The 24,329-nt window shown below is 61.0% G+C and carries 19 protein-coding genes; 3 read left to right on the plus strand and 16 right to left on the minus strand.

Annotated features, from left to right (window positions below; all coding sequences use genetic code 11):
• Positions 1 to 262: 262 nt before the first annotated feature.
• From groL to I4W09_RS03860, 3 genes are all read right to left on the minus strand, one after another.
• A complete protein-coding gene (groL, locus tag I4W09_RS03850; protein WP_006234938.1) occupies positions 263 to 1,900 on the minus strand; it encodes a chaperonin GroEL in 1,638 nt (545 codons plus the stop codon).
• 96 nt (positions 1,901 to 1,996) lie between these two features.
• Positions 1,997 to 2,290: a co-chaperone GroES gene (gene groES, locus I4W09_RS03855; protein ID WP_022094351.1), complete on the minus strand. Its 294-nt coding sequence runs from the start codon at positions 2,288 to 2,290 to the stop codon at positions 1,997 to 1,999.
• 319 nt (positions 2,291 to 2,609) lie between these two features.
• On the minus strand, positions 2,610 to 4,370 hold the full coding sequence (locus I4W09_RS03860) for an amidohydrolase (protein ID WP_230318668.1): 1,761 nt from the start codon (positions 4,368 to 4,370) through the stop codon (positions 2,610 to 2,612).
• Positions 4,371 to 4,532: 162 nt separating this feature from the next.
• Between I4W09_RS03860 and I4W09_RS03865 the strand changes: the two genes are divergently transcribed.
• Positions 4,533 to 5,996, plus strand: coding sequence for a M20 family metallopeptidase (locus I4W09_RS03865; RefSeq protein ID WP_196032028.1), 1,464 nt, complete (start codon positions 4,533 to 4,535; stop codon positions 5,994 to 5,996).
• A 140-nt stretch (positions 5,997 to 6,136) separates the two neighbouring features.
• Here the strand turns inward: I4W09_RS03865 and I4W09_RS03870 are convergent, their stop codons facing one another.
• The 11 genes from I4W09_RS03870 to I4W09_RS03920 all read right to left on the minus strand — a co-directional run bounded on the left by I4W09_RS03870 (position 6,137) and on the right by I4W09_RS03920 (position 16,626).
• The gene (locus I4W09_RS03870; protein WP_196032148.1) at positions 6,137 to 7,450 is read right to left on the minus strand and encodes a zinc-ribbon domain-containing protein; all 1,314 of its coding nucleotides are present in this window, start codon (positions 7,448 to 7,450) and stop codon (positions 6,137 to 6,139) included.
• Positions 7,451 to 7,599: 149 nt separating this feature from the next.
• Positions 7,600 to 8,622, minus strand: coding sequence for a YitT family protein (locus I4W09_RS03875; RefSeq protein ID WP_196032031.1), 1,023 nt, complete (start codon positions 8,620 to 8,622; stop codon positions 7,600 to 7,602).
• 208 nt (positions 8,623 to 8,830) lie between these two features.
• The gene (locus I4W09_RS03880) at positions 8,831 to 9,358 is read right to left on the minus strand and encodes an Asp23/Gls24 family envelope stress response protein (protein ID WP_196022449.1); all 528 of its coding nucleotides are present in this window, start codon (positions 9,356 to 9,358) and stop codon (positions 8,831 to 8,833) included.
• A gap of 44 nt (positions 9,359 to 9,402) precedes the next feature.
• Positions 9,403 to 9,780, minus strand: coding sequence for a DUF2273 domain-containing protein (locus I4W09_RS03885; RefSeq protein ID WP_233540326.1), 378 nt, complete (start codon positions 9,778 to 9,780; stop codon positions 9,403 to 9,405).
• Positions 9,773 to 10,318, minus strand: a complete 546-nt coding sequence (locus tag I4W09_RS03890; RefSeq protein ID WP_196032034.1) for an Asp23/Gls24 family envelope stress response protein — start codon at positions 10,316 to 10,318, stop codon at positions 9,773 to 9,775. The genes I4W09_RS03885 and I4W09_RS03890 overlap by 8 nt, the downstream gene beginning before the upstream one ends.
• Before the next feature lie 166 nt (positions 10,319 to 10,484).
• Positions 10,485 to 11,291, minus strand: a complete 807-nt coding sequence (locus tag I4W09_RS03895) for a YebC/PmpR family DNA-binding transcriptional regulator (RefSeq protein WP_006234926.1) — start codon at positions 11,289 to 11,291, stop codon at positions 10,485 to 10,487.
• Positions 11,292 to 11,456: 165 nt separating this feature from the next.
• Positions 11,457 to 13,640, minus strand: a complete 2,184-nt coding sequence (locus I4W09_RS03900; protein WP_271756707.1) for a DUF6020 family protein — start codon at positions 13,638 to 13,640, stop codon at positions 11,457 to 11,459.
• A gap of 145 nt (positions 13,641 to 13,785) precedes the next feature.
• A complete protein-coding gene (gene lgt, locus I4W09_RS03905; protein ID WP_196032037.1) occupies positions 13,786 to 14,607 on the minus strand; it encodes a prolipoprotein diacylglyceryl transferase in 822 nt (273 codons plus the stop codon).
• Positions 14,608 to 14,716: 109 nt separating this feature from the next.
• Complete coding sequence (locus tag I4W09_RS03910; RefSeq protein WP_022094472.1) at positions 14,717 to 14,995, minus strand: NifU family protein; 279 nt, start codon at positions 14,993 to 14,995, stop codon at positions 14,717 to 14,719.
• Between the two features lie 170 nt (positions 14,996 to 15,165).
• Complete coding sequence (locus I4W09_RS03915; RefSeq protein WP_196032040.1) at positions 15,166 to 15,690, minus strand: deoxycytidylate deaminase; 525 nt, start codon at positions 15,688 to 15,690, stop codon at positions 15,166 to 15,168.
• An 84-nt stretch (positions 15,691 to 15,774) separates the two neighbouring features.
• Positions 15,775 to 16,626 (minus strand): type III pantothenate kinase, encoded by an 852-nt coding sequence (locus I4W09_RS03920; protein WP_196032043.1) that lies wholly within the window; start codon positions 16,624 to 16,626, stop codon positions 15,775 to 15,777.
• 192 nt (positions 16,627 to 16,818) lie between these two features.
• On the opposite strand from I4W09_RS03920, the gene I4W09_RS03925 reads away from it, so the two are divergent.
• Positions 16,819 to 18,522, plus strand: a complete 1,704-nt coding sequence (locus I4W09_RS03925; RefSeq protein WP_196032046.1) for an OPT/YSL family transporter — start codon at positions 16,819 to 16,821, stop codon at positions 18,520 to 18,522.
• A 200-nt stretch (positions 18,523 to 18,722) separates the two neighbouring features.
• Here the strand turns inward: I4W09_RS03925 and I4W09_RS03930 are convergent, their stop codons facing one another.
• Positions 18,723 to 22,178, minus strand: coding sequence for a CAP domain-containing protein (locus I4W09_RS03930; RefSeq protein WP_196032048.1), 3,456 nt, complete (start codon positions 22,176 to 22,178; stop codon positions 18,723 to 18,725).
• 307 nt (positions 22,179 to 22,485) lie between these two features.
• On the opposite strand from I4W09_RS03930, the gene I4W09_RS03935 reads away from it, so the two are divergent.
• Entirely contained in the window at positions 22,486 to 23,625 is a 1,140-nt protein-coding gene (locus tag I4W09_RS03935; protein ID WP_196032051.1) for a DUF389 domain-containing protein, read from the plus strand.
• A 125-nt stretch (positions 23,626 to 23,750) separates the two neighbouring features.
• Here I4W09_RS03935 and I4W09_RS03940 read toward each other — a convergent pair whose 3' ends face one another.
• Positions 23,751 to 24,200 (minus strand): hypothetical protein, encoded by a 450-nt coding sequence (locus I4W09_RS03940; protein ID WP_196032054.1) that lies wholly within the window; start codon positions 24,198 to 24,200, stop codon positions 23,751 to 23,753.
• Positions 24,201 to 24,329 lie beyond the last annotated feature (129 nt).

Genomic DNA, 24,329 nt, shown 5'->3' on the forward strand with positions numbered 1-24,329 from the left:
CAAAGGGAGCTCAAGCCCATAAGGAGGGCCTACGAGGCATGGGTCGAGGCCGGACTTCCGCTCGATTGGGACAGGCAAGCCTTCGAGGCCGAGCGCAAAATGGATTCTAAAAAACACCTTGCCAAATAGGAGCGTCAGGACGCAAAGAGGCTCCGCAGCGCGAAGCGCGATGCGGAGCCTCTTTGCATGTCCGAGGACGTTCCGGAGAGAAGTCCCCGTCCCGCCCCCGGATTCCCGGTGGGAGTTCTAGACCTTGTCGGCCTTAGTACATACCGCCGCCCTGCTGACCAGCGGTAGCAGCAGCGATTGCGTCCTCAAGCTGAGTGTTCTTGGGCACATCGGAGACGGTGGCCTCGGTGATGAGGATCAGGCTGGCGACAGAAGCAGCGTTCTGCAGGGTGACGCGGCTGACCTTGACGGGGTCGAGGACGCCCATCTCGATCATGTCGCCCCACTCGCCGTTGGCAGAGTTGAGACCCTGGCCGGCGGGCAGCTCGGCGACCTTGTCGACCACGACAGCGCCCTCAAAGCCAGCGTTCTTGGCGATGGTGGCGACCGGAGCGGTCAGAGCCTTCTTGACGATGTCGACGCCGATCTTCTCCTCGGGGTCATCGATCTCGACGGCATCGAGCGCAGGAGCAGCGTCCATGAAGGCGACGCCGCCGCCAGCGACAATGCCCTCCTCGACAGCAGCGCGGGTGGCCTGCAGGGCGTCCTCGACGCGATGTTTGATCTCCTTGAGCTCGGACTCGGTAGCAGCGCCGACCTTGATGACGGCAACGCCACCGGAGAGCTTGGCCAGGCGCTCCTGGAGCTTCTCACGGTCGAAGTCAGAGGTGGTGTTCTCCATCTCGCCCTTAATCTGAGCGATACGGGCGTCGATGGCCTCCTTGGAGCCAGCGCCGCCGACGACGACGGTGTTGTCCTTAGAGATGGTGACGGACTTAGCGGTACCGAGCATATCGGCGGTGATGTCAGCGACCTTCACGCCCAACTCGTCCAGGGCAGCCTGGCCACCGGTGAGGACGGCGATGTCCTCGAGAATGCGCTTGCGGCGATCGCCGTAGCCCGGGGCCTTGACGGCGCAGACGTTGAGGGCGCCACGGATCTTGTTGAGGACCAGGGTAGGCAGAGCTTCGCCGTCGATGTCCTCAGCGATGATGAGCAGGCCACGGCCAGCGCGCTGGACAGCCTCGAGAACGGGCATGATGTCCTGAACGCTGGAGATCTTCTGGTCGGTGATGAGGATGTACGGATCCTTCATCACGGCCTCCATGCGGTCGTTATCCGTGACGAAGTAAGCGGAGACATAGCCCTTGTCGAACTGCATGCCCTCGACGGTGTCGATGGTGATGTCGAACGTCTGGGAATCCTCGACGGTGATGACGCCGTCCTTGCCCACGACCTCCATGGCCTCGGCGATCTTCTCGCCGACCTCGGGGTCACCGGCAGAGATGGTGCCGACGGAAGCAATCTGCTCCTTGGTCTCGACCGGCTTAGCCTGCTTCTTCATCTCGGCGACGGCGGCGTTGACGGCCTTGTCGATGCCGCGACGGATGGCCAGCGGGTTGGCGCCAGCGGCGACGTTGCGCAGACCGTCGTTGACGATGGCCTGAGCGAGCAGAGTTGCGGTGGTGGTGCCGTCACCCACGGTGTCGTTGGTCTTGGTGGCGACCTCCTTCACCAGCTGAGCGCCCATGTTCTCGATGTTGTCCTCGAGCTCGATCTCCTTGGCGACGGAAACGCCGTCGTTGGTGATGGTCGGGGCACCGAACGTGCGCTGCAGCGCAACGTAGCGACCCTTGGGGCCCATGGTGACGGTAACGGCGTCGGCCAGAGTGTTGACGCCCTTGGCGAGCTTAGCGCGGGCATCGGTGTTGAACGTAATGTTCTTTGCCATGGTAGGTAATCCTCCAAAAGAAATGTGACTCGCGTCGCCGCTTCCGAGTCCTATGCGGCGGACGCGTTCAAAGACGAATCAGAGATTCTGACGAGACTAGGCCTCGACGACAGCGTAGATGTCGTCGGCGCGCATCAGCAGATACTTCTCGCCGTCGACCTTGACCTCGTTGCCACCGAACTTACCGTAGATGACAACGTCACCGACCTTGACGTCCATGGGGATGCGCTCACCCTTGTCGTTGACCTTGCCGGCGCCAACGGCAACGATGGTGCCGCGCTGCGGCTTCTCCTGAGCGTTGCTGGCGATATACAGACCAGAAGCGGTCTTCTGCTCGGCCTCGTCGGGCTTGACCAGAACACGATCTGCAAGCGGCTTCAAAGACGACATGCTTGTCTCCTCCTTTTTGGGCCGCGCGGTTATACCACGCGAATTAACCCTTTTTTGTTTGCGTACGCGTTGAATGGTACCCACGAATGGCGGGTTATACAACACGGAGTCAAAAAATCTTATTTTTTGGCACTTAGATTTTCTGAATGCCGGGGGATAACTTAGCGGTGGCTCCCGTGTGGCTCCGGAGGGGCGGGGCATAAGGTTTCCTGCTCGGGCAGTCCTGCTCGCACGAAGGCCACATTAAGCGGCTTTCGGCTCGTGCGGAACTCGCGATAAACCTTATGCCCCGCCCCTCCGGAGCCACACGGGAGGCAGGTTAACTAATTCGGGCCCGGCATTCAGAAAAGTCAGTGCAGCAAAATGGCGATGCAGATGTTGCGAACAAGAAAGGGGCACGTTGCTGAAACGTGCCCCCTATGAGTGGGGTATGAGGCCAGCGCTCGTAGATTACGTTACCTGCCAGGTAGGTGGCCTGAACCTTGGTGGCTTGCAGTTCTTGGGGGTCAACGGTGAGCGGGTTTTGGTCCAGGACTACCAGGTCGGCATACTTGCCGGGCTCCAAGCTGCCGAGGTTTTGCTCGTCGCCCGCTGCGTACGCGCTGCCCAGGGTATAGTTGCGCAGAGCTGTGGCCGCATCGATACGCTCGCTCGGTAGCCAGCCGCCCTCGGGCCAGTGGCTTTTGGGGTCCTGGCGCGTGATAGCCGTGTAGAGCACGTTCATGCTGGTAACAGCTGTGATAGGGCTGTCGGTACCGAAGGCTTGGCGAATGCCGCGCTGCTTATAGGTCGCAAACGGCCACATGATGCGGCTGCGCTCCAGGCCCAGATCGCGCTCCGGTCCACCCGGGTCGAGTGTAATGTGACAGGGCTGGCTCGAGGCAACGACGTTAAGCTTGCGTAGACGATCGATGTCCTCGGGCAAGAGGTTCTCCAGGTGCTCGAGCGTGTTATGGCCGTGCTGGGGCAGGCCGTACAGGTCGGCGGCCTCCTCGAAGATATCCAGCGCGGCATGAATCGCACCGTCGCCGATGACGTGGATGCGCACGGTATGGCCGCGCTCCGCGGCCGCCAGAACCAGCTTGCGCATGCGCTCGGCAGGAACCGTCAGGCGACCTTGATCGCCCGGGAAGCGCGGGTTGGTATAGGGCTCGGTGAGATAGGCCGTGTGTTCGCTCGACACGCCGTCGAAGAACTGCTTAAAGCCTGGCGCCGAAAGCAGCGCGTTGTTCGCGTAACGTACCTGCAGCTCTTCCAAGCGCGATTGGTCATCCAGCAGCGTGGGAAACAAATGGGCTCGGATGCCCAACTTGCCGGCTGCCTGCAGTTTGTCGTAGACGTCGTCGCGGATAAAATCGCAGCCCGGCATGGGCATGAGCGACATATCGCATATCGAGGTGATGCCCTGCTCGGCCATCCGCCTCATTTGATCGGCGTAAGCGCTTGCGATGCGATCCTCGCCCAGCCACTCAAGGCAGCGCGGTAGCAGCTGCATGGCAGCCGCCTCGTGAGCAATACCCGTGAGCTCGCCGTTTGCGTCCTTGTCGTAGCTACCGCCCGCTGGTGGCTCGCTGTCGCGCGTGACGCCGAGTGCATCGAGTGCGCGGCTGTTGAGCCACAGCGTGTGCCCGTCGCCCGAATACATAACACAGGGACGATCGGGGAATGCCACATCGAGCGACACCTTGGTAGGATGCTCGGGCGGGTCCCAACGGTAGTCGCGCCAGCCCTGCGTCACAACCCAAGCGTCGTCGGGCAGGTCCTGGGAAAACTCGAGCGCATGTTGCACCAGCGCTGCCTCGGACGTGCCCATATCCATGAGCATGTACGGCGAGGAACCGACCGAGGTATGGAAGAAGTGCAGATGAGCGTCATGGAAACCGGGGCAGACAAACTGCTCGCCGTAGTCGATAACCGACGTAGCGGCAGGAGCGGCGGCGATCACGTCATCGGGCGCACCGACTGCGACGATACGGTCGCCTGCGATGGCAATCGCCAGCTCGCGGGTGGTATCGATGCCGTCTTGCGCGGTAAAGACGTTCTTGGAGCGGATAATCCGATCGATATGTTGCATGGGCATCCCCATCTCTGGCAGGAAATTCAACACCCCCGAGTGTACTCCCCCGCCCTTGTAACAAAACCCCAAGCGGCAAACGGCAACTTTACCAGCCCTAGCGGCAGGTGGCATACTGGAGAGAGCCTGTACGATTTTGCGATCAACCCAGCAAGGAGCAAATCGACCATGACGAAGACCAAGGCACAGCAGATTATGGCGGCGACCGAGGCTCGCGCGGCTGACGACGTCACCGCGGCCATCCAAGATATCGCTACCGAGTTTGAACCATATATCATCAAGCAGCGCCGGCACTTCCATAAGCACCCGGAGCTGAGCCTTGCCGAGGAGCGCACGACCTCCGACATCGCCAACCAGCTCGACGCCATGAATATCCCCTACGAGCGTCCGCTCAAGACCGGCTTGGTGGCAACGCTTCGCGGTACCGCGCCGGATGCCTACCGCGAGGACGGCACGCCACGCCGCCGCATCCTGCTGCGCGCCGACATCGACGCCCTGCCCGTCACCGAGCAGACCGGCGAGGAGTTCGCCAGCGTCAACGAGGGCTGCATGCACGCCTGCGGCCACGACTGCCATATCGCCATGATGCTCGGAACGCTGCAAATCCTGCGCCATATGACCGACGACATCCACGGCGAAGTCCGCATCGTATTCCAGCCCAGCGAGGAAAACGGCCAGGGCGCTAAGCTCATGATCGGCACGGGTGTGCTCGACGGCGTCGATGGCGCCTACGCCGCGCACATCTGGAGTGAGGTCGACGCCGGCACCGTGAGCTGCGAGCCCGGTCCGCGCATGGCCAATACCGACTGGTTCCGCATCGACGTACGCGGCACCTCGTGCCACGGCGCCATGCCCCAGCGCGGTCACGACGCCGTTATGGTGGCCGCCGAGATCGTCAACGCCCTGCAGACCATCGTTTCGCGCGAGATCAGCCCCTACGAGCCGGCTGTCATCACCGTCGGCGAGCTGCACGGCGGCACCGCGCGCAACGTTATCGCCGGCACGGCCTACCTCGCCGGCACGGTGCGCACCTACGGCGATTCGACCCACGAGGAAATGCCGGAGCTTATGCGCCGCATCGTGGAGCATACCGCGGCCGCCTTGGGCGCCGAGGCAGAGCTCACCGACTACACCATCGCCAACTACAAGGTCGAAAACGACGCCGCCTCGAGCGAGCGCTGCCGTCAGGCTGTAATCAAGTGCCTGGGCCCCACCGGCCAAGGCCATTATCGCGGCACGCTTTCGGGCGAGGATTTTTCGGAGTACCTGCGTCGCGTACCGGGCGTGCTCGCCTTTGTAGGCACGCGCAACCCCAAGATTGGCGCCACGTACGCCCAACATTCCTGCTTCTACAAGATCGACGAGACCGTGCTGGCAAAGGGCTCCATGGTGGCCGCCCAGTATGCTATCGACTTTTTGGCCGAGCCCACGCAAGAGGAGCTCGACGGCCCCGCGATTACCGCGGTCGCCGAAACCAACCCCGATCTGGCCGCCAAGTTGCGCTCTGCCAAGGCGACGACCGCCGAGGCTCGCGACGCCATCCATGATGCCCGAACGGCTCGCCATGCCGCGATCAAGGGCATCCACGACGCACGCGCCGCTGCACGCCGCGAGGAGAAGCACGACGAGTAGTCGATTCGCTGGCATCTCGCAGTCATAGCCACATCGCGATGTCAAAGCGGGGGCGGACGTTTCGACACGTCCGCCCCCGCTCATTCTTCAAGCGCTATTTCTACTATTTCTACCCCGTCCCCAAATGGCAGACGGCATGGCTACTCGTCCTGAGGTTCCTCGTCGGAGCTTGGCTCGGACGCCGACTCAGGTGCAGGTGCCGGCTCAGGTGCAGGTGCCGGCTCAGGCTCAGGCGCAGGCTCGGGCTCAGATGCCGTCTCAGGCTCGGGCGCCGGTTCAGACTCGGGCGCCGGCTCAGGCTCGGTCGCGGGAGCGGGTGCAGGTGCCGGCGAAGCATCCGGAGCACCGTAACCCGAAGGAGCGGACTTCTTCTCGAAGGGCAACACAAAAGTCAGGACGTCGTCCTTATCCTCATCGGCCCACTCGCTTGCATAGCGTGCGGCCCAATAGCCAACGGCACGGTGCTTGAGTATCTTGCCAAAGACCGTAAGAAATACGGTGACGAAAGCGACCAGCACCAAGAACAGCGCGAGCGTGACGCCACCGCCGGTAACGATTGCCTCAATACCCGTAGGACGATAGTAGTAGCCATACATACCGACAGAGGCAATGGCGCCAAAGACGACCGTCAAGATCCATGTGACAACGTTGGCGACCAAGCCGGTCAAAAACTCGGGAAGGAACGAAGCACAGAACAGCTTGGTCTTGTTGTGCTTAAAGGCCGCCCAGACCTTATCGAGCGAAAACGCGCTCTCGACGCGCCCGGTCACCGCAAAGTGCATCACGGCAATGTCGGCGAACATCTTAAAGAAGACACCCAGAATCGCCGAGGCAATTAGCGCCAGGACAAGCAGGCCGAGCGAACCGAACAGCGCAGCCTCGAGCGCATAAGAGCCGTAATAAGAATACGAGCCCGCGGCGCCAATTACCACGCCCTCCACCAGCGAAAGCACTACACCGATAACGGGAATGGCAGCGATAACCTCGAGCGCGACCGAGATAACGCTCGAAAAGACTCCGAGACCAAACGACGTGGAACGCATGAGTGGACGGTCCATGCCGTCATCGACCTTGAGCGACAGATCGCGGCCCCACTCGATACCGAAGCCGGAACCGCACACACTCGCAATGCAAGCTGCCAAAAAGCCGATGGCAGCCGCAATGCCGCCAATAACGGGAATAAACAACACGAGCACCGACACAACGCAAATCAGCGCCGGCAAAAACGCGATTTGGCATACACGCTGAAGCACGCCCGGAGTCTTAGTCATATCTTGGAACGCCTGAGCCACACAGCCCTTTGGCGCATTCGCCACGGGCGGTTGCGGAACAAACTGCTGGGGCTGAGGCTGTCCCTGGGGAGCGGGGCCAGCGGCACCGGCATTAGGAGCACCACACACGCCGCAGAACTTGTCGTTATCGCCCATGGGGGCGCCACACTGCGAGCAGAACATAGAATCATCCCTTCGTATCTTGAACAAATCACTTGGATCGCAAACGATGTCTTTAGCATCATTATTGCCCAATGTGGGGTCAAATACTCAAAGATGACCGATTTGCAAGATACACGGCGCCAGCAGGCGGTTCGTTGGATACGTCTGTGCTAGTTCGTTCCGCGGAAGCCCTTGCCGACAATCTCGGAGCTGTCGACGATCGTGATAAAGGCACCTGGATCGACCTCGCGCGCATAACGGCGCAGCTGCACGGCCTCGCGACGGCTCAGCACGCTCATGATCACCGTCACGCACTTGCCCGAGAAGGCACCGTAGCCGCGGCTGATGGTCGCCGTGCGGTTGAGATGCTTGACGATAAACTCCTCGACCTTAAGGGGTTCGGAGCAAATGACCGTGCAGACCTTACGAAGATGGATGCTCTCGATGGCTTTGTCGACCACAAGCGTCTTGGCAAACAGGCCGAGCACGCAATACAGACCGACACGCGGGCCATACAAGAAGGCCGCGATGGTCACGATGCCGATATCGACCAGGAGCAGGGCGCGGCCAATCTCGAGCGTGGTGCGGCGCTTGAGGATCATGGCAAGAATGTCCGTGCCACCTGTCGAGGCGCCAATATCAAAGACGATGGCACTGCCGAGCGCCGGCAGAATCACAGCAAAGCACAGATCGAGCCACATATCGCCCGTCAGAGAGACATCGGTCGGAATAAAGAGCTCAAACAGCGAAACATAGGCCGAAAGCGCAAACGAGGCGAAGACGCTCCACAGGATTGCCTTGCGCTCCAAAAAGATAAAGCCCAAGACGACGAGAACCGCGTTGATAATCCACATAAAAACGCCGACGGGCAGGGTCGGGAACAGCGTGGACAGAATGACCGACACGCCCGAGGTGCCGCCAAAAGCAAAGTGATTAGGGGTTTTAAACGCAACGATGGCGAAGGCCGTAAGAATCAGGCCCAGATTGAGCTCGGCAAAAAAGCGCGGGAAGCCCGGCTCCTGGCTGCGCTTTTGACCGACACGCTCGCCGCGCTCGATATCGGTGCGATCAACCACGCGCTCCATCGGCACCACGGGAGGACGATGCACCTCCTCGGCAGCACGCGATGCCGCCTCTGCCGCGGCGGCCTCAATCGCCCATGCCTTGCTTTCTGTTTCGTGCTCGTCGGCCATTACGGCAACCCCTCGTTAACAATTTGGAAACAATGCGCCCATTAGGGTAACGCGGAACGCGACGATTGCAACCCCTAGTTAGACGAGCGGTATGCCCACATCGGGGGGCATACAAATAACGGCCGGCCACGCTTTTGCTTGCGCGGTCGGCCGTTTAACGTTTTCGCAGATAAAGCCTGCCAAAACAAACCTGTCCCTTTTTGGAAGGTTACTCGTGCTGGCTGGTGCGGTGCTCGTACTCCTCGGGGGTGATGACGTCCTCGATGCGCAGGTTGACGCCCGCCACCTCAAGGCCGGTCATCGCGGCAAGGCGCTCGGTGACACGTGCCTTGACATCGTCGAAGATCGCGGGCGCATAGGCGCCGTACTCGATGATGACGGAGATGTTGACGACCACGCGATTGTCATCGGTGACCTCAACCGTCACGCCCTTGGTCAGATTCTCGGCACCAAACTGCTCCTGCACAAAGTGCATAAGGTTACCCTTCATGCCCAGGACGTGCGGCACCTCGCGGGTGGCCATGGCGACGATCTTCTCGATCACACCGTTGGAATAGGTCAGCGAGTCCTCGGACTCGTCCGCTTCCTCGTCCGCCTCCTCGTCGTCCTCATCAGCATCGGACTCGGCCTCGACGAGCGCCTCGTCCTCGAGCGTCACATCCTCGGCCTCGGCAGCGACGGTCTCGTCTGCCTCGAGCTCGGTATCGGCTACATCGACCTTCGTATTAAAAGCCATGGTTCCTCCTTATGCCTGCCGCAGATGCGACAGTCGAATACATATTAGCGGCCGCTAAACAGACGGCCGAAGAAGTTGACGATCCCGTTCTCGCCGTCGCGAATTTGGCCGATCACGGCGCCGATCAGCACGAAGAATGCAATGACGAGCGTGTCCCACAGGCCGAGCGTGAGCACCAACACGGCGAGGATAAAGCCAGCGACGGCGCCAAGCGTGGTGTTGGGATGACGCACGGCATAGCTCCAGATGGCAGCGCCCGTACCCTTGATGAGACCCATAGCCTCGTCAAAATCCGCGGCTGCCGCGTCTTGTAACTCGGTTGCCTCTGCTTTGGAATCAACAGGTTCGTTCGCCGGCGTGGCGCTCTGGTCAATCGTCAGGCGCGGCGTACGAGCGGTCTTGTCTTGATTGGTATCACTCACCGGAAACCTCCACGGTCTGGACGGTAGTCTTGGACGGCAAAAAACGAACGCGTGCGGTCGTGCCCGGCGTGCCAAGCATGGTGTCGCAAGCTTCCTCGATGCGCCGCTGCATCGCAGTAGCCAGAGATGCCACGTCCTTATCGTCAAGCGCGATAGCCTCGACCTTAAATCGGACGTGCGAATCGTCGGGGCCTTGGACGCGGGCCTCGACATGCTCGACCATCACGCGGTCGTCGCGCTCGGCAGCAGCCCTGGCACACGAAGAAAGCGCCGCAAGGGTAACCTCGATATTGCGCTCCCCCGCCGGATGCACGCAGGACGGCTCGCGACGAGCAAACATCAGGCGAAAGAAGCTTACCAGCACGCCGATCGCCACAACTCCGCCGCATGCCGTCACGACAATGCGCGGCATGGGGTCGCGCATCAGCAGCATAAAGCGATACGTATACGGCCCCCAAAACTGGCAGACAAGCGTACCCAGCGCCACGATGGCGGCGGCAAGATACACAATCGCTAGGGCTCGTTTGAGTACGCGCACGTGGCGCTCCCTTCAAATCTCGGCTCTCGAAATGCAAAACGGTTCGCATCATTATAAAAGAGCCGGGTCCGGTGCTCTACGCACGCGGATCCGGCTCATCTATTCCACGAGGCTTGCATGCTCGCTTCATTATGCCCAGATATGCACGGCTTAACCCGTGCGGGCGCTACTCCTCCTCGAGGGCAGCGATAACCTCGTCGGTCATGTCCATGGTGCTGTAAACATCCTGGACGTCGTCGAGCTCCTCAAGACGGTCGATGAGGCGCTGAACCTTCTTGGCGTCGGCGCCGGAGACCTCGGTCGGGGTGGTCGGGACCATGGTGGTCTCGGAGCCCTTGACCTGGACGCCCTGCTCCTCGAGCGCCTTGGAGACAGCCATGACCTCGTTGGCAGTAGTCCAGACGATCCACTCCTCGCCGGCATCCTCGTAGTCCTCGCCACCGGCCTCGGCGATGGCCATCATGAACTCATCCTCGTCACCGGCAGCACCGTTGGCGATCATGGTCTCCTTCTTGGCGTTCTCGTCCAGGATCTCCTTGGCGACGACGATCTGGCCCTTGCGCTCAAACTGGAAGGCGACGGAGCCGGAGGTGCCCAGGTTGCCACCAGCGTGGGAGAAGGCGGAACGGACATCAGCGGCGGTACGGTTGCGGTTGTCGGTCAGGCAGTCGACGTAGACGGCGACACCGGCGGGACCGTAGCCCTCGTACACGATGTTCTCGTAGACGGCGGCATCGGCACCCGAACCAAAAGCCTTGTCGATAGCGGACTTGATCTTGTCCTTAGGCATGGACTGAGCCTTGGCCTTGGCAACGGCAGCGGCGAGGCTGGCGTTGTTCTCGGGCAGCGGGTCACCGCCGAGACGGGCAGCAACGGTGATGTTGCGGCTGAGCTTGGAGAAGAGGGCGGAACGCTTGGCGTCCTGCGCGCCCTTACGATGCTTGGTTGTGGCCCACTTAGAGTGTCCGGACATACGTGTCTCCTATCGGTTTCGACCTAAAGCCCAGCGCAGATGCTCGGGCAATATAAACAAACGTCGTTATGATATACCTACTGGCCTGCGAGATAAACCCCAAAATGAAGGCGTCGTGATGATGTCCCCTTTGGTGCAAAGAAACCTGACCCTCAATGCACCAAGTTAGAACCAGAAGAAGTCGCTGCGGGTGACGGTGGCGCCGATGGCGAAGGGCATGCAGGCGATGACCGGATACAGGTAGCGCATGTAAGTCGAGCCGTTGCACGGGCCAATCAGGCACACAGCGAGCACGCCCAACAGCGGCACCCAGATCGCCAGCGCACGCCATGAATGACGACGCAGCAAGTAGACCACCACGGCGATCATGATCCACACATAGGTGGCCGAGCTCATGGTGAGCGAGATAAAGGGAACACGCTGCACCGCCACACGGTACAAATTGATCAGGTGGTCGCACCAGCGCACCACGTTGCTGTCAACCGGATGGAAGTCGAAGTACTTGAGGTTGTCGGGACGCGCCATGATCTCGGCACTACGCGCCGTGCTGTAGACCCAGGCATCGCGCGCGCTCGGATAAAAATAACCATAGTAGTTATTGATAAGCGCCGAAATATAGCACTCGGGATCCTTCTTAAACATCTGAGCCCATACCTCAAAATAGGCATCGATGTCCTCCTGCGAGGCGTACTCGTTAAAGCAGTTCTTGACGGCATCGGACTTGTCGGGGTTGTAGCGGCGGCCCAGGTTCTCGTACTTGAGCACCCGGTCGATCACGGCGCGCTCCTCATCGGTTACCAAACCGTCGCAGGGCGCCTCCACGATGGTGCCGTCCTCCTTAACCGTAGGGTTGACGCCCGAGTTGAGGCCGTCGTGCTTTTGGACGAAACGAGCCGTCTGTTGGAACGGAATCGAGAGGATTTCGCGCTTGGAACCAGGCGTGATATCGTGCGCCGGCATAAAGACCTTGGTGAAGTACATATTAGAGGCAAGGCAGAGCGCGAGCACCGCGAGAACGCCAACCCAGCGGAAACGCGAGATGGCGCCCGAAGGCGCAGCACCAGCCTGCTTGGCTGCACGACGAGCCACATGCACGTCCCATGCGCAAAACGTCGCCGCGATTACGCATGCCGCCAGCGGAAACACCAGGCCGCCGTTGCGCAGAAACGTGGAACCCATGGCGCCCAGAGCGAGAAGCAGCCAGTCGTGGCGCGCAAAGAGCACGGGCCTCTGTTCGCCCGCACGCTCGGCATTGGCATCGCGACGGGGCAGGCCACATGCCACGAGCTTGACGGTCTGTACCAGCAGCACCAAGAACGCGTCGGCAAAGAGCACATCTTTGGTGAGCAACGCCGCGTAGTTAGAGAACATCGGCATAAACGCAAAGAACAGCAGGATCGCACCGCGAACCGGCAGACTCACGCCCAGTTTGCGCAGCGACGAAATGGAATACGCCATGCAGGCAGCCGTGATGACAAATTGAGCGCAGGTATAGATGATGAGGCCCGCGTTAGCGCTGTTGAACAGCGAAAGCCCCAGCTGAACGCACGAGCCGATAATGGCCGTGTGCACTACGGGATGATGCCCGTTGAGCAGCACGTTGGGGTTGAGTAGGCGCAGATAGTCGCTCGTGCCGTTGGGATAGTTGAACCACTGGCGAATCTGCGCACCCGTATCTCCCATAAAAAGGCCGGGCAGCGAAGCGATGAGCGTGGGCGCCCAGGCGATCATAAGCACCAGGAAGCGCCCGGCAAAGGGATGGACCGAGAGCACGGCGTGAGCCACACGCCATACGCGGCCAAAGTGCGCTTCCGAAAACGGAATGCGCCGAGAGCTCAGCCAATCTAGACACTCAAAGGCAAGGTAGAAGGCAACGATCGCTAGGAGCATCCAGCCCGCGCCGCCAATCCAGGCGCAGATGATGCGGGCTTTGTCGCCAAGGACAATCTCGGCCGAGTCGGTGAGATCGTAGCTGCGGCCGAACACCATGCAGATGGCAAAGAACAGCGACGGCAGAATGATCGATGGGCGCCAGGTGTCGCCACGGCCAAAGAACACGTAGCGAAACGGCAGCGTGAGCAGGCAGGCAAGCGCAAGCAGCATGACCGCGTCGGTATGGCCGGCAAACGAGAGGAGCACCTCGTAGCACACGTACAGCATGCCCGAGGCTTTGGGGTCAATCGCCAAGACTGCGTTGCTCGACACCGGGGCGGGATCGATGGAAAACGCCGTGGTCGCCAACAGCGCGAGCAAAAATGCGATGAGCGTCTGCTTGGCGGGGTAGCGCTTAAACCAGACGATGCGGGCAGCGTCGCGCGCAGCCGTTGTGGAGAGATCGGAATCCTTCACAGTCCAAAGAGCCTTTCTAGAAACCTGCCAAAAAGGGACAGGTTTATTTTAGCAGGTTTTATCTGGTGAAACGTTACAGTTCTGTCATCGTTGCCCAGCGAACCACCACAAAGGTGCCTGTCCCCTTTGTGGTGGTTCGTGATGGCTAGGCGTCGAGGTAGATGCGCTGGGGCTGGTTGCGGCGACGAGCAAAGATGATGAGCGCCAGGCCCGCGATCACAAGCGGCAAACTCAGCAGCTGACCCATGGTGATGACGCCACCCAGCAGATAGCCCAGCTGCGCATCGGGCACGCGCACAAACTCAATCAAAAAGCGAACGATGCCGTAGCCCATCACAAAGACGCCCATAAACGTGCCTTGGGGCAGTAGCGGCTTTTTGCGGCTGAGCACCTGCAGAATGCAAAAGAGCACGATGCCCTCAAGAAATGCCTCGTAGAGCTGGGAGGGGTGACGCGGCATATCGCCCGCGGTGCCACCGAAGACCACGCCCCAGGGTAGATCGGTCGGCTTGCCCCACAGCTCTCCGTTCACGAAGTTGGCGCAACGTCCCAGGCACAGCGCCAGCGGCGCGCCTATGACGGCAAGGTCCGCCAAAGTCCATGCGTCGAGCTTATACATGCGGCACACGAGCACGCCGCCGATGATGCCGCCCACCAGGCCGCCATGGAAGCTCATGCCGCCTTCATTGGTGGCAAAGATCTCGAGCGGATGCGCCCAGTAGTAGCCGTCGCCGTAAAAGATGACGTAGAACAGGCGCGCACCGATAATGAGGCCAAAGACCACGCCGACCACGACACTCGTCAGGTCGTCGACCGTAATGTCAAAACCCCAACGGCGCTGCGTGCGGTACATGACGACCGCCGTGAGCAGAGCTCCGACCACATAGGCCAAGCCGTACCAGTAGATGGTGATGGGCCCCGCCGAGATGGCGACGGGATCAAGCATATGGTAGAGGTCGTTGAGCATATCGGTCCCCCTGCTCCCTACATACAAATGCGGCCGCGGGCCTTGCGCTCGCAGCCGCATATTCGGGCGTGACGTCTATGCGGAGCATATCGCCCGCAGCTTTCACTTCTTAGAACGGCGCATACTCGTCGTACAGGTCATCGGTCTCGCCGGAGGCATTGACCTGCTCGACACGCGTAACGCCGGGCACGTGCTCCTTGAGGATACGCTCGATGCCCATGGAAAGCGTCAGGGCGCTCATGGGACAACCGGCACAGGCGCCCTGAAGCTCCAGCTTGACGACGCCCTCGTCATCAACGCCTATATACTCCATGTCGCCGCCGTCGGCCTGTAGGTTGGGGCGAATCTCTTCAAGAACCTTCTTAAGCAGCTCTTCGTTAACAGCCACAGGGGCTCCTTTCTCACAATAACGCGGGCGCGCCCGCGGACAGAGCTATGTTACTACAGCCGTGTACCCGCTCACGAGCCGTCCATGCGCGCGGACGCGACTTTCACGAGTAGTCAATTTGGGACGGGGCTCTTTTAGCTGCTTTTGCCGCCAGCTGGCGTTGCCACGCGCTACTGCCGAGCCCGCCCCTCGGTGCCGATGTGAACATCGACGATAACCTGGCGGTAGCTGATGCCACAGGAGTCGAGAATGCGGCGGCTGATACGGCCGTCATCGGTGTCGGCGTACTTGTTGTCCAGGTAGACAACCTCGCCCACGCCCACCTGAGCCAAAATCTTGGCGCAGTCATGGCACGGGAACAGCGTGACATAGACCGTGGAACCCTCGAGGTCCTTGAGCGAACCACGGTAGTTGAGCACGGCGTTGGCCTCGGCATGGACCACGTAGTTGTGCTTGTCCTGCAGCGGGTCGTCGCTCGTACCCCACGGGAAAAAGTCGTCGTTGAGCGCCGAGGGTGTACCGTTGTAGCCCACCGAAAGGATGCGGTGGTTGGTGTTGGCGATGCACGCACCCACCTGCGTGTTGGGGTCCTTGCTGCGGCGCTGCGCGGCGATAGCCACACTCATAAAGAACTCGTCCCAGCTAATGACGTCCAGGCGCTTGCCTGACGAAGTTTGATGAAGATCGTCCGACATGGCAGACACCTCCGTAATCGCAATAGTTTGACCCATTGTAGCAGGTGAAAGGTGGGGGCGTTTGTCCCACCGGCGCCCTCACTTTTACACGCGGCGGGGCTTTTGGTTGATGTGGTAGAGCTCGGCGAGACCCCGCAACGTCAGTGCATCGTCGACCGTCAGGCTATGGCCGACAAGGGCCGCAAGCGCCTCTGCATCGTCGCCGGTAATGACGATGGGCACGCTGCCCTCCCCCGCCGCCTTGGTCGCGCGCATCTCGGCAAGCACCATGTCGAGCATACCGTCGATGCGGGCCACCTCGCCCAAGACCACGCCCGAGCGCATCGCCTCGCGCGTGTTACGGCCGATGACATGCGTAGGTGCCGAGGGCTCGACCTGCGGCAGGCGCGCCGCAGCGGCCGAGAGCGAGCGGGCGCCGAGCGCCAGACCCGGCGCGATAACGCCGCCCACAAAGGTACCGCGCGCGTCGATGACCTCAATATTGGTCGTTGTGCCCAGGTCGATCACGATGCACGGAGAGCCGTAGACGGCACGGGCCGCCACGGCGTCGGCGATGCGGTCGGGGCCGATCTCGGCCGGGTCGTTGTAGTGGACGGGCATGCCGGTCTTGAGGCCCGGCCCCACGGTGAGCACGCGCCCCGTGCAGGTACGGGAAAGTGCTGCCTTCCACGGGCGCTCGAGCGCCGGGACCACACAGCTCAGCACGGCCGCGGCGGGTACGATCACCCCGGGCACACCTGCATCGGCGGCGAGTGCGCCCATGACCTGCACAAGTCGCATGCGCGCTTCGTCGGCCGTAATACGGGTCGGCGTCGTGATTTCGCACGTCGCTAGCGGACATTCCTGCGCCGCGGCCGAATCCTCGGCAAACAGGCCAAAGCGAATGAACGTGTTACCCACGTCGACCGTCAATATATATGCGCACCCATTAAGCATCGTCGGCGCTCCCTTCGTCTGCCCAGCAGTATATCGCCTACCTAAACCAGTCATCCCAAAATGACTAACTTGCGGCTATACTGGTGCGCGGTCGTTTGCGAGCTCACGCGGCGGCCCTTGGTAACCCGACTTCCCGCGCCGTATCCGTAGCGGCGCTTGCGGGGGAAGCGGATATACGCAAAGGAGTTCTATATGAGCAATCCCTCGAACCGCGCCTCGATGCGCGGGCAACTTACGCTGCGCGGCGTCGTCATCGGCGTCCTTGGCTGCGTGATCATCACGGCAAGCTCGGCCTATACCGCCCTCAAGATGGGCGCCCTCCCCTGGCCGATCATTTTCGCTGCCGTCATTTCGCTGTTCTTCCTTAAGCTCATGGGCAACGCCAGTCTCAACGAGGCCAACGTCACCCACACCATCATGTCCGCGGGCGCCATGGTCGCCGGCGGTCTGGCGTTTACCATCCCGGGCGCCTGGATGCTGGGCTATGCCGACCAGATCAGCTGGCTCGACATGTTTATCGTGGCGCTCGCCGGCACCGTCTTGGGCCTTCTGGCGACAGCGCTCATCCACCGTCACTTTATCGTGGACGCCGCGCTTGAGTTCCCCACCGGCAACGCCGCAGCTCAGACCCTGCGTGCTACCGAGGCCGGCGGCAAGACCGGCAAGCAGCTCTTTGGCTCCATGGCCATCGCAGGCATCTACAGCGTGCTTCGCGACGCTCTGGGCGTGGTGCCCAGCATGCTGTGCACGCTCAATATCCCCGGTGTGACCTTTGCCATCTACAACTCGCCCATGTTGCTGTCCATCGGCTTTTTGGTGGGCTTCGCCCCCGTCGCCTTCTGGTTTGCCGGCGCGCTTCTGGGCAACTTTGGCATCATCGTCGGCGGCACCGCTGCCGGTCTGTTCGATGTCGTAACCGCGCAGGGCATCGTCAAGTCCCTGGGCATGGGTCTTATGATGGGCTTTGGCGTCGCCGTCGTCCTTAAGGACATCCTGCCGCAGGTCGCCGGCATCGTCCGCGGTCTTGCCGCCGACAGCTCCACCGACACCGACGAGCAGTCGCTCATCTCGGGCTCCCTTAAGATCGACGCCGGCATCATCGGCCTGGGCACCGCAGCCATCGCCGTGATCATCGCCATCGTGCTTGACCTTGGCCCCGTTCCGGCCGTCATCGTCACGCTGTTCACCTTTGTCACCACCATCATGAGCGCTCAGAGCTGCGGCCAGACGGGCATCGACCCCATGGAGATCTTTGGACTCATCGTCATGCTCATCGTGGCGGCCTTTGCACAGATCGCCCAGGTCAAGCTGTTCTTTATCGCCGGCATCGTGGCCGTGGCGTGCGGCCTTGCGGGCGACGTCATGAACGACTTTAAGGCCGGCGCCGTGCTGGGCACCAACCCGCGTGCACAGTGGGTCGGCCAGGCCATCGGCGGCATCGTGGGTGCCCTGGTCGCTGCCGCCGTCATGGTCGCGCTCGTCACCGCCTATGGTCCGGACGCCTTTGGTCCCGACAAGAGCTTCGTTGCCGCGCAGGCTAGCGTCGTCGCCACCATGGTCTCGGGCATCCCGAGCGTACCGTGGTTCGCAGGCGGCTTTATCGCCGGCATCGTCATGTACTGGCTCGGCATTCCGGCCATGATGATCGGCCTGGGCGTGTACCTGCCGTTCTACATGTCACTCACGGCATTCCTGGGCTCCTGCGTCAAGCTCGCCTACGATAAGTGGTCCGCCCACCGCGACGCCACCGCTGGTCTTTCTGACGAGGAGAGGGCTGCCAAGGATGCCGCCTTCCAGGAACAGGGCCTGGTTGTCGCCAGCGGCCTGCTCGGCGGCGAGTCCATCGTCGGCGTTATCCTGGCGTTTGTCTCCGTGGGCTTAAGCCTGCTGGGCTAAGCTGAGCAGCTGCTCGACAGCAACCATATTGCCTACGGCTTGCCCGGTCGGTAGCTTCTGCGGCTGCTGACCGGGCTTTTTGATATCGAAACAAAGAAAGGCCGGCGCGCTGCGTTTAACAGCGCGCCGGCCTTATCGTTTGGCTAACGAGACGGTCCCGTTATGAATTGAAGTTCGTTGCAGAAACTACGCTCGAAACGCTACATCTGCTTGCGACGACGATCGCTCAGCGTCACGCCCGCAGCCACGAGCGTAATACCGCCGATGACGAACACCTCGCCCGCAAGAGCGGAATTGTCGCCAGTCTGGGCGAGCGCGGCAGGCGCAGCCTGTTTCTTGGCAACGGGGGCCTTTGCGGCGGCCTGCGTAACCTGGGGCTTGGCCTGCGGCTCAGCCTTGGGATGATACTTGTCGTACTCGGCCTGAGCGGCAGCCAAGGCATCCTTGGCATCTCCGAGCTCGGCCAGTGCAGCGGCATAGGCGTCGTTGGCGTCGGACAGCTTGGCATCGGCATCGCTCAGGGCAGCCTTGAGACCAGCGGCAGCATCGACAGCAGCCTTATAGCGAGCGTAGGCAGCGTTCAGCTTGACCAGCTTCTCGTTGCCCGTCGTGCCCGCGGCAAGAGAGGCCTTGTGGTCGACAGCCTCAAGATCGGCCTTGAGCGCCTCGTCGTTGGCAAGCTCGACCTTGGCCTTAAAGATCTCGAAGTTCGCATCGACGACGGCTTCGTTGGCGGCCTCGAGCTGCTTCTGGGCATCGGCGACACTGGCTACGGCAGCGTCATAGGCGGCCTTGGCGTCGTCGACCGCCTTCTGAGCGCCGGCGAAGCGCTCGAAGGCCTTGTTTGCGCCGGTCAGCTCGCCCTCGGCAGCCTTGGCCTTAGCCTGTGCGTCGGACACAGCCTGCGCCTTGGCGGCAACCGCCTGCTTGGCGTCCGAAAGAGCAGTCGCGGCCTGGACATCTGCGGCCTGGGCCTTGTCTACACCAGCCTGGGCGGCATCGTCGGCCTTATTTGCCTCGTCAAGCGAGCCCTGCTTATTCGCAAGGTCCGCCTGGGCGGCATCGCGCTTGGCGGCAAGGTCCTTGACCGAAGCAGTGGCGTTGACATACGCCTTATTGGCCTGTTCGGACTTTGCCTTGGCGGCATCGCGGGCGCTGCGAGCCTTCGCCTTGTGAGCAGCGGCATCGGCTGCGTTCGTCTTGCTGTCAGCAAGCGTGGCGTTTGCTTTATCGAGAGCTGCCTGGGCAGTAGCGGCCTTGCTCTTGGCGGCATCGAGCTTGGTCTGGGGCGTCTTGACGTCGATGCCCTTGAGTTTGGCTTCGGCGGCGTCGTATGTCGTCTTCGCGGCGGCGGTGCCGGACTTAGCCTTCTCGTACTCGCCCTTGGCAGTGTTCATGTTCGTGTCGGCCGCGGTATAGGCGTCGCGTGTGTTTTCTTGCTTATCCAATGCGTTAGAATAAGCCGTTCCAGCAGCCCCGAAGTTCTTCTGCGCCTCTGCCAGCTTATTCTGAAGCTGCTTCAGCTGCTCCTTCTGCTCCTGAGTGCCGCCTGCGTTGTAGGCAGAGTCGATGTAGTCGTTCACGAGCTTCTTGAACTCGGAGACAGTGAAATCCTTCTGCCCCGTGCTCCCGCTATAGTCGAAAACGGTTACCTCGGAATCGGTATTCTTACCGCTACCGGTCGCGATGCCGATAGCCTTCGCGCCGGCATCGATGATGTTTAGATAGTGCCCGCACTCATGGTAAATGCTGTTGTAGTGCTGCCAGATATAGTAGGAATCATATCGATGGCTTCCAAGTGCGTCGCCATACTGTTTGACGTACTTATCGAATGCCTCTTTTTCCTGGGTATAGAGACCGGTATATGGCCATCCGAGAGTATCCTCGGTCTCGCCGCCGGCATATGCACCGCCGCCGCCTGCAAGGTTCTCGCCTTTATCGAAATAGCAGTTCGAGTGATCCCAAATATTCGATGAATATGAGGCGTTGAGTGCAGCTGCTGCGGTCATGCGGAGGCTGACGCTAAGCTCCGACTGGCCGTTCGCCTTGCGGAGGTTGTTCTGGGTATCGAGGTAGGTCAGGGCGTTGCGCATCTGCTCCAAGGAGAGCGGATTGGTGTCTCGAGACATGTCCTGATCGACGTAATTATCATACCAGTCCTGTTTATCTGTCGTCCCCATGAGCATCGACGCGGCAGTGCTTGCATTCGACTTCTGCGTGGCTGTGAACTGGCTGCCGCCGATGATATAGTTCATGAAGCCGAACATGCCCTGGCTGATGACGTTCTGATCCACGGTCATGTTCGACTTGAGGTCGGCAATCTGCTGGTTGAGCTTCTCGACCTCGGCGTTTGCGGCGTCGTATGCATTGTGTGCGTCGGTTACTTCAGCACGAGCCTGATCGAACTCGCTGTGCTTCTGTTGGCGGACCTCGACGAGTCGGTCGTACTCCGCCTTCTTGTCGGCCTCGGTCTGCTGAGCCTGCTCGTATGCCGACTTCGCAGCGTCGCGCTTGCTGGCGGCGGCGTTGTACTCCTTGTTTGCCGCACCGTATGCAGACTGGGCAGATGCCACAGCAGCGTTGGCGGCGTTGGCCTTCTCCTGCGCGGCAGCGACGGCAGCCTGGGCGGCCTGCAGATTTGTCTGTGCGGTGGCGTCGGCATCCGTCGCGGCATTGAGCTCCGCCTGCGCGGTCTTGAGCTCACCAGCAGCAGCCTTCTTGGCGGCCTCAAGCGCACTCAGGTCGACACCTGTACCCGAGACGGCAGCATCGAGCGCGGCCTGCGCCTGGTTGAACTTCTGCTGGGCGTTATCGCGCGCGGTGGTTGCGGCTGCGAGAGCAGCGGCAGTCTCCTGCTTCTTGGCCCGGGCGGAAGTCAAAGCGGCCTCAGTGTCCTTCTTTTCCTGCTGAGCGCTGGCCTCGGCAGCCTTGGCCTGGTCCAGATTGGCCTGTGCAGTAGCAACGGCCTTATTGGCGTCATCGAGCTTTGCCTGCGCGTCCTCGACGGCCTTCTTGGCGGCCTCGTACTCGTCCATACCCATGGCCTCGAGCTTGGCCTGGGCATCGTCGAGGGCCTTCTTGGCCTCATCCTGCTTTGCCTTGGCGTCCTTGAGCGCCTGGGTCTTATCCTCGACACTCTTGTTGGCTTGATCGAGCTGATCGTTCAGGTCGCCCAGCTTCTTCTGCTGCTGCTCGGTCTTTTCGACGGCGGCTTTGAGCTCGTCAATCTTCTCCTGGAGCGCGGCGACTTCTGCTGCGTTCTGCTCGATTTCGTTGTCGCTCACAGCCTGCGAGGCCTGATTCTTTTGCTGCTGCGCCTGCTTTTGAGACTGGCCCGCCGCGTCGGCCTTCTTCTGGGCGGCATCGTAGGCGGCCTGAGCGTCCTTGAGCTGCTTTGCCGACTCCTCGGCCAGCTGGGCAGCCGTCTTTACGACCGCTTGGTTACCGGCGGCAACGGTATTCTCTACAGAACTACCCCCCCCCTGAACAGAATCGCCGTTATCGGTTGACGGTGCGGCGATTGCCGCCAGCGGCGACATGAGCGGCTGAGCGATGAGGCCCGCCGTCAAAACGGTTGCGACGGCGCGGTTGGCAACGCCCTTGACGTTGACAGTCTTGGCCCGAGGCTCAAAGTGTTGTGGACTGTAGTTTGCCATGGCTTTCTCCCTTTGACACGGATGTATCCATACGTATCAAACGGTAGCTGTCGATTTTTGAATTCTGTTGCGCAACATTGGCGACCAGCGTATTTTTTGAAATTCACGCTCTCATGCTTCACAGTTTCGTCACATTTGAAGGAGCTGGTGCATCATATTCTCGCGGGATGGAATTGAGCCTGTGATTTGCATTTGCTCCCGCGTCATCCGCCCTATCGGATTCCACATCCAACAGACACCCCGCCCGCCACGGTGTAGAGTTAGGACAACGGGCGCGTTGCGCGGACCGCGCTGGAACGAGGTGGACATGGAACTCGACAAACAACAGATCAAGCGACTACGCGAACGCCATCACCGGCGCCACGGCATCCGCCCCGCCCATAGTGAGGCCATGGAGAACGCCACCCGCTTCCTAAAGCGCGCATTCAACATTCGCGAGGGTCGCGCGCCCTACCACGTAATTCGCAAGCGTTTTGTAAACGGGGCGCGCCTAACCGGCTCTCACCTGTGCATCCTCATCATCGCCATGCTCATCGCAAGCATCGGCCTCGATATCGACTCGGACATCGCCATCGTGGGCGCCATGCTCATCTGCCCGCTTATGGGCTCGGTCCTTGCCATGGCATACGGTATTGCCACGCTCGACCGCGAGATTACCGTCGAAGCCGTCGCCAGCCTTGCGCTGCAGATGGCCTTTTGCCTGGTCACGTCCACGCTGTACTTTAAGCTCTCGCCCCTTGGCACCACCACGGCCGCCATCATCGACAACTCGACACCCACCGTCTGGGACCTTACCGTCGCACTCGCAGGCGGCTTTGCAGGCGGGCTGGGCAACTCGCGCGACCAGGAACCCGCCACGCTCATCGCCGGCGTGGCCGTGGCGACCGCGCTCATGCCGCCCCTGTGCGCGGCGGGCTACGGCATCGCCATCGCAAGCGGGTCGCTGTTTCTCTCGGCGCTTTACGAGTTTGGCATCAATGTAGTCTTTATCGCACTGGCTGCCGAAGCCGTGCTGCTTCTTTTGCGCGTGCCGCTCAAGCGCGACCTGAACGGCGACGGCATTGTGACCGCAGAAGAAGACGCCGAGGTCGGTGAGCTGTCACGCAAGGTGCGCCGCCGCATTATTGTGGGCACGGCGATCTTTGCCATCCCCTGCATCGTTATGACCGCGGGGTCTATTGGCTCGGCGCAGGCCGGCGTGCAGGACGGCTACGGCGTCACCGAAACTACGCGCGAGCTTGCCGCGGTGCTGCCGGGCTTTAGGGATTACACCGTCGCCGTCGAGACCTCGGCTACCGAAGGGGACGAGGAAGGCATTGTAGAGCGCGAAATCGTCGCCCATGTGACGACAAGCGAGGCGCTCGGGGCACACGACCGTCACGTCGCCCGTAAGCTCATCGACCTCAATGTGCCCGATCTCGACCGCGTGGAGTTCGATGTCAGGTGATGCCGGCGCGGGATGAATGCTCGCACGGACGCAAGCTACGACGAGGCGCAGACGCGATACGGACACGAGCAAATGGCGGGGCGCAGTTCGCACCCGCGCCCCGCTCGCTTTTTTATTGCCGTGAATCAACTGTCCGAATCGACCTCGCCAGACTCCACCGTAAACGCTGGATCGGTGCTCACCAGATAAAATCGGGTCACCTTGCTATCTCTAAATAGATAGAGCTGGCCCTGCTCGCGTCGGCGTGACATATACGCCACGTGGACCGTACCGAATTCTTCGCCGTTTTCCTTCTTTAATATCAGGATGTTGGGGTCATCCGTACGCTTAAACTGCCCGTCAACGCAGCTGCCGTCTTTGTCGACCAGTTGCCACCGATGGTTATCCTCTTCAAGAAAGGCCAGGGTTTCCAGACTCGTCTTGTCGTCCCGATAGTAACCGTCAATGGCAAACCCTTCGGAAGCGCATTCCTGCATATAGGACGTTTCTCGGCTTATAGCAAACAGCCCTGTAGCGCCCAGGAGCACAGCCAGGCAGATCACTGCAAGGGTTATCGAAATAGCACGGCGGTCCATGTTAGCCCAATCGATAGTTGTTTAACGGAGCGCGAAACATACCTGGAGCCTCTGATATCAGGGGGAACGTCGCCAGCAGGCTGGCGACAACTATATGTTTCTGACATCAAACCATATGGCTGCCACTCG

The organism is Collinsella aerofaciens, from assembly GCF_015670795.1.
Taxonomy (GTDB): domain Bacteria; phylum Actinomycetota; class Coriobacteriia; order Coriobacteriales; family Coriobacteriaceae; genus Collinsella; species Collinsella aerofaciens_Q.